The sequence below is a fragment of the Pseudomonas sp. NPDC087803 genome (assembly GCF_044742995.1).
Taxonomy (GTDB): Bacteria; Pseudomonadota; Gammaproteobacteria; order Pseudomonadales; family Pseudomonadaceae; genus Aquipseudomonas.
On sequence record NZ_JBIUVO010000162.1, the window covers coordinates 1 to 1,094 of the forward strand.

The window sequence follows — 1,094 nt, forward strand, 5'->3', positions numbered from 1 at the left end:
CCTGTCCCCCCCCACCCCCCCACGGGCCTGTTCGCGGGAGTCAGCATCGCTGAAGCCCAACTGAATGGCGCCGTTGAGTTGCGGCAGGCTGCGATAGCGCAGTTTCTCTTTGCGCAGCAGGCTCTTGACGTCGCCTTCGTAGACTTTCAGGCGGGCGTCGAGGGCTTTGTCCATGTCCACTTCCAGCAGGAAGTGCACACCACCGGACAAGTCCAGACCCAGCTTCATCGGGTGCGCGCCGAGGTTGCGCAGCCATTGCGGAGTGGTCTGTGCCAGGTTCAGTGCGACAACGTAGTCATCACCCAATGCCTTGCGCACAACGTCCTTGGCCGGCAGCTGGTCTTCTGCCTTGGTCAGACGGATCAGGCCGCCCTTGCCGTTGGCTGCCAGTGTGGCTGCCTTGACGTTGATGCCGGACTCTTTGAGCGCAGTGCTTACGCGATCCAGATCGGCCTGGTTGACCTGCAGAGCCGTGCTGGCGCCGCTGATCTGAATGGCCGGGTCATCGGGGTATAGATTGGGAGCGGAATAAATCAGACCGACCGCCAGCACCGCCAGGATCAGAATGTATTTCCACAGAGGATATTTGTTCAGCATCACGCCGCCCGTTATGAACGCGGGGCGCCTTGCGCGCCCCGTCGATTGAGTAGAAGTTGGAACCTTAGATCGCTTTCAGCGTGCCTTTTGGCAGCGTGGCGGCGATGGCGCCCTTCTGGAACTTCATTTCCACGGTGTCGGAAACTTCCAGAACCACGAAGTCGTCGGCCACTTTGGTTATCTTGCCGGCGATGCCGCCGGTGGTAACCACTTCGTCACCCTTCGCAAGGCTGCTCAGCAGGTTCTTCTGCTCTTTGGCGCGCTTGGCCTGTGGACGCCAGATCATCAGGTAGAAGATGACCAGGAAGCCGACCAGGAAAATCCACTCGAAGCCGCCGCCCATTGGGCCTGCAGCAGCCGGTGCAGCTGCGTCAGCCATGGCGTTAGAGATAAAAAAGCTCATTTAGCACTCCAGTTGCAAATGTTGAATCTTGGGGTCAGAAAACTCAGTCCAAAGGCGGAACGGGGAGCCCGCGTTTGGCGTAGAAGGCATCGAC

General features: G+C 59.4%; 1 protein-coding gene and 1 pseudogene. Both read right to left on the minus strand.

The features are described from left to right. Window positions 1–597: pseudogene (gene secD / locus ACIOUG_RS27180) on the minus strand (protein translocase subunit SecD); the annotation flags it as partial. A gap of 64 nt (window positions 598–661) precedes the next feature. After that, on the minus strand, window positions 662–1,000 hold the full coding sequence (gene yajC / locus ACIOUG_RS27185; RefSeq protein WP_003227923.1) for a preprotein translocase subunit YajC: 339 nt from the start codon (window positions 998–1,000) through the stop codon (window positions 662–664). Window positions 1,001–1,094: the final 94 nt, after the last annotated feature.